The sequence below is a fragment of the bacterium genome, from assembly GCA_026398675.1.
Taxonomy (GTDB): Bacteria; RBG-13-66-14; RBG-13-66-14; order RBG-13-66-14; family RBG-13-66-14; genus RBG-13-66-14.
In genome coordinates, this window is record JAPLSK010000320.1 from 1 (window position 1) to 5,697 (window position 5,697).

General features: G+C 73.2%; 2 protein-coding genes. Both read left to right on the plus strand.

Going from position 1 to position 5,697, the window contains the following annotated elements; translation table 11 throughout:
* Positions 1-3,396 (plus strand): AAA family ATPase (locus tag NTW26_09380; protein MCX7022464.1); only part of this gene is annotated, 3,396 nt, incomplete at its 5' end.
* 2 nt (positions 3,397-3,398) lie between these two features.
* On the plus strand, positions 3,399-5,697 hold a 2,299-nt coding region (gene mutS, locus NTW26_09385; protein MCX7022465.1), incomplete at its 3' end, for a DNA mismatch repair protein MutS.

A 5,697-nucleotide genomic window follows, 5' to 3' on the forward strand; every position in this document is an offset into this window, starting at 1 on the left:
GCGCCCTGGCAGCTCATCCCCCTCGGCTCGCGCCACCAGGGCGAGCGGCGGCTGGCGGTGGAGGGAGTCCTGGCCCTCGGCTGGCCCGGCCCCCGGGGACTGGTGGAGGAGGGCCGCGACGAGGCCCAGAACCGGCTTCGCGTCGAGGCGGAAATCTGCGCCAACTGGGGCGGCGAGCTCTGGGGCGCCGTGCCCCACGAGGGCGGGCTGGCCACGCTCTACGTCTTCGCCGAACCCTCAGCTGCGGCGGGGGCGGGATACGCCGTCCTCGCGGAGTTCAGCGACCGCTCCGGCGGTCTGGCCGCCGGCCCCTTGAGCGACTATTACCTCCGCGGGGCACACTCCTCGGTGGTCGTCCCGGCCGGAGAGCCGCTCCTGCGGGCGGTCCGCTCGGCCGTCCTGGCGCCCGCGGGCACACTGGTCTGCCCCCCCGAGGACGCCCCAGCGGCGGAGCCGGATTTCGAAGAGGAGCGCGAGATCGCCGTCGCCGACCGGAGGCTCTGCGTCCTGGTCCCCTCCCATGCCCGGGAGGAGGCGGGGCAGCCGCTGTTGGGCCTGGAGAAAATCCTGGCCCACGCCGATTCCTGGCTGGAGGAGCTCCGCCAAGGCCGCCCGGTGGTCGGGGTTATCACCGGCGAGCCGGGCAGCGGGAAGAGCCGCCTGGCGTCGGAACTCTGCGACTTGTTCGCCGAGCTGGGCGACGCCCACCTATTCCGCGCCCAGCCCTGGTGGAGCTACGACCCCTACGGCCTGTGGCGGCGGATGCTCCTGGCGGTCTGGGGGCCCGTCTCCAGCTCCGCGGCGGCCGAGGCGCAGCGGCGCGCTCTGGGCGAGGCGGCCCCCCGCCTGGCCGAGTTCATCGCCCTCTTCACCGGCGGGAAGCTCTCCGAGCCGCTGTGGGGCCTCTCCCCCGGCGAGAAGGGGGAGATGGCCGGCGAGCTTCTGCTGGCCGCCATCATGGCCCGGGGCGGGCGACCGCTCACCGTGGTCGTGGACGACGCCGAGTGCCTCGACCCCGGTTCTGTTTCTTTGATCCGCTCCCTTACCGGAGCGGGACCGCCGCTGGCCGTCATCCTCTGCGGCGACAAAGCCCCCAAGGGATTGACGGCGCCCGCCGTCGCCATCGAGCCGCTGCCGCCCGCCGAGGCCGAGGGGCTCTTCAAGACCCTCTCCGGTCGGGACGCCGTGGCGCTGGGCCCCGTCTCGCCGCGGGAGCTCCTGCCGGGGCGCCTGACCTACCTGGCGCTTCTGGCGGCGCGCGACCGGCTGACGCCCATCCACGCCCGCCTGCCCCTGGACCGGCTGGCCGCGGAGCTCTTCGCCCTGGAGGGGGATCCCGAGGCGCTGGAAACGGTGTCGGTCCTCGGGCCCCGCTTTTCGGCCGGCGACCTGGCCGCGGTCACCGACGACGTCTCCCCGCTGCGGGCCCGGCTGGCCGAGTGCTCCCTGGTGACCCGGGAGGGCGGGGAGTACGCCTTCGCCGGTCAGGCCGCCTGGCGGGCCGCCTACGTCGCGGTGGACCCAGGGCGCCGCCGCGAGCTGCACTTCAACGCCGCCCGCTTCTACCAGCGCCAGCACGGCGGGGTGGTGGCCCAGGCGGTGAACCACTTCATGAACTGCGGCGACCCGGCGGAGCGGATAACCGCCCTGGAGCTGGCCGGGCAACTGGCCGCCGAGGTGGGCTCCTTCGACGCGGCCATCGCCTACTACGCGGACGCGGTGGAGGCCGCCCCGGACCGCCGGGCCGTCCGGAGACTCCGCACCGGGCTGGCGGGGATTCTCGCCTCGGAGCACCGCTTCGCCGACGCCGGCGCCATCCTGGTGGAGCTTTACGACCAGGCGGAGGAGGGGGAGGAGGCCGAGCGGGCCGAGCTGGCCCTCCAAAACGCCGCCATCCACTGCGCCAGGGGAGAACCGGACGAGGTCGAGCTCTGGATCGGCCGGTCGGCGGCCTGCGACCCCGAGGGCCGCTGGGACGCGCGGCGCGAGCTGCTACTGGGCGAGACGGCGCTGCGGATAAACAAGCGGGAGGAGGCGCTCGCCCACCTGGAGCGGGCGGGGGTGGGGGAAGACCGCGAAGGCGCGCGGGCCCGGTCGCTTTTGGGAAAAACGCTCCTGGAGCTGGGTCGCCCCGACGAGGCCTACGCACACCTGGCCCAAGTCCTGGAGTGGGCGGAGGCGACCGGCCACCTCTCCCTGGCCGCCGAGGCGCAGCAGGGGCTGGCCGAAATCTACCAGAACCGCCGCGAGCCGACCAAAGCCCTCGAGGCGCTGGAGGCCGCCCTGGCCCGGGAGCGCTCCCTGTTGCAGGCCGGGCAGGTGGCCGAGACCCAGGCCCGCCTGGGCGAGCTCTACCTGGAGCACGGCCGCGGCCCCGAGGCGGAGAAATCCCTCTCCGAAGCGGAGCGCACCTTCGGGCGCCTGGGCAACGAGCCCCGTCGGGCGGCGGTCCGGCAGGAGCGGGCGCTGGTCCTGACGAATCTGGGGCGGCTCGCCGAGGCCCGTGAAATTACCGAGGAACTCCTGCGCGTCCGCCAGGGGAAGCGGGACCGCTTCGGCACGGTCCGGCTGTCCTACGAGCTCGGGCTGCTGGCCGATTACCTTGGAGACTGGACCGCCGCCGCCCGCCACCACGACGCGGCCCTGTTGGGAGCCAAGGAGCTGGGCGACGCCGAGCTCTCCAAAAAGGCCCGCCTGGCCTACGCCGACACACTCCTCGGCCGAGGGAAAACGGCGGAGGGGCTCGAGGCGCTCCGCGAGGCGGGGGATGAGGTGGAGACGGAGCACCGGACGGCGGAGCTCTACCGCTCGTTGGGCCTGTTCTCCGAGGCGGCCGCCCTTCACTCCAAGGCGCTGGCGAGGGGCGACGTGGCGGACCCGCGGCTCCGGCTGGCCCTGTCCCTGGACCTTCTGGTCTCGGGGGACATTTCCGCCGGACGGAAGGCCGTGGAGGGCGTCGAGTGGCCGAAGCGGCCCGACCACGAGCTCACCCTGAACCGCCTCTGGGCCAGGGCGCTCCACGAAACGGGGCTGGGGCGCAAGGCGGCCGAGGCCTGCCGCGATTACCGGGAGAGGGCGGAGGCCTCCGGCGACCTGCGCCACCGGCTCCGGGCGGCCGGGCTGACGGCCGACGTGGACTCCCGGAACGGCGACACGGAGCGGGCGCGGGCGACACTCGACGAGGCCCTGGCTTATCCCGAGGTGCCGGCTATCACCTGGCGGCTCCGCCTCCAGGCCGGGCTCCTGGCGGGCCGGGTAGAAAACGCCGACGCCAAACGGGAGTATTTCAAGCAGGCCCTCGGCGCCCTCGAACGGCTGGCGGCCGGACTCCCCGACCCGCGACTTAAAAGCCGTCTCCTGGCGGGCGACGCCGCCAAAACCCTCCGACGGGGGTAGCCGTGGCCCGGCAGAATCCGAAACAGACCCCGATGATGCGCCAGTACCTCGCCTTCAAGGAGCGGTACCCCGACCACCTGCTCCTGATGCGCATGGGCGACTTCTACGAGAGCTTCGGGGAGGACGCCCGCCGGGTGGCCGAGACGCTGGACATCGCCCTGACCACCCGGGACAGGGGCCACCCGGACGCGGTCCCCCTGGCCGGCATCCCGCACCACGCGCTGGGGTCGTACCTGCCGAGGCTCCTGGCGGCGGGGCACCACGTGGCGCTGGCGGAGCAGCTCGTCGAGGGGGACCCGCTGGACGCCACCTCTTCCCCCGCAATCTCGTCGGGCGCGCAGACCAAGAAGCGCGGCGACGGCCCCACGGGCCTGGTCGAGCGCGAGATAGTCCGCCTCTACTCCCCGGGCACGCTCTACGAGGAGGAACTGCTGGGCGGCGCCCGGTCCAGCTACCTCGCCGCCCTGGCCGAGGGGCGGGGCGGGTACGGGGTGGCCCTGGCCGATCTCTCCACCGGCGAGTTTCTGCTGGCCGAGTTCGCCGGACCCGGCGGTGTAACCACCCTGGAGGGTTTCGGGGTGGAGGGGTATAAAATGGCGCAGCGGGCCGCCGCCGCCGTGGTCGCCTACCTCGAGGAAACCCAACTCGGGGGGCCGCTCAACCTCCGCCCGCCGAGGCCCATCGAGCGGGGCGCGTTTCTCCGCCTGGACCGGGCCACGGTGGACACCCTGGAGCTGGTCACCTCGTCCGCGGACCGGTCGAGCAGCCGGCGGAGTCTTTTGGAGCTGGTGGACCTGACGCTGACCCCCATGGGCCGGCGGCTGCTGCGGGGCTGGCTGGTGGCACCGCTGGCTCGCCTGGAACCTATTTTGGAGCGCCAGGCCGCCACGGCCGACCTGGTGGGGGACGCCGACGCGCGCGCCGACCTGCGCGAACGGCTCTCGGGGCTGGGGGACCTGGAGCGGGCCGCGGGGCGGGTGGCCCTGCGCAAGGCCGCGCCCCGGGACCTCGTTCTCATCCGCGACACGCTCGGCCGCGTCCCCACCCTGGCGGAGTGGCTGAAGGGCAGGAAAGAGGGCGCCTGGACGACGCTGGGCCAAGGGCTGGAGGAGCTCTCCCATGCCGGAGAACTGCTGAAGCGGGCCCTGGTGGAAGAGCCGGGCCAGGTCGGCTCGGGCGGCGTCATCGCCCCGGGCTGGGACCCCGATTTCGATCGGGCCAACGAGGAGCTCGAAGAGGCGGAGCGCTGGATTAGAGGTCTCCAGGAAAAGGAGCGCGGGCGCACCGGCATCGGCAGCCTCAAGGTCGGCTTCAACAAGGTCTTCGGCTACTTCATCGAGGTGCAGCGCTCCAAGGCGGACCGGGTCCCCGAGGACTACCTCCGCAAGCAGACCCTGGTCGCCGCCGAGCGCTACATCACCCCGGAGCTCAAGGAGAAGGAGGCGGTGATCGTCCGGGGCCGGGAGCGCCTGGCCGGCCTCGAGACCCACCTCTACCGCCGGCTCCTGGAAGAGCTCGATTGCTGGACGGCGGAGCTGGCCGAGCTTTCCGGGGCGCTGGCCCGGCTGGACGTCGTCGCCTCCCTGGCCGAGACGGCCGCCCGGGGCGGATGGTGCAGGCCGGAGCTCGACCTGTCTCGCGACCTGGAGCTCGTCGAAGCCCGGCACCCCCTGGTGGAGCGCCACGGGAGGGGCCCCTTCGTCCCCAACGACTGCCGCCTGTCGGGCGGGGACCGGCAACTGATGCTCCTCACCGGCCCCAACATGGCCGGCAAGTCAACCTACCTGCGCCAGGTCGGCCTGGCGGTGATTCTGGCGCAGACCGGCTCCTTCGTCCCGGCTCGTGCGATGCGCCTGGGGCTGGTGGACGCGGTCTTCACGCGGGTGGGCGCCGCCGACGACATCGCCCGCGGCCTCTCCACCTTCATGGTCGAGATGACCGAGACCGCCCGGATATTGAACTGCGCCACGCCGAGGAGCCTGCTTTTATTGGACGAGGTGGGCCGGGGGACGAGCACCACCGACGGGGTGGCCATCGCCTGGGCCGTGGCCGAGCACCTGCACGACTCACGGGAGCTCGCGGCGCGGACCGTCTTCGCCACCCACTACCACGAGCTGACGCGGCTGGTGGAGGTGCTGCCCCGGGCGTTCAACATGCAGATGGCGGTCTCGGAAAGCGGGGGCGAGGTGCGCTTTCTGCACCGGGTGGAGGAGGGCGCGGCGCGGTCGAGCTACGGGGTGCACGTGGCGCGGCTGGCCGGGCTGCCCAAGGGGGTCATCCGGCGGGCGCGGGCGCTCTTGA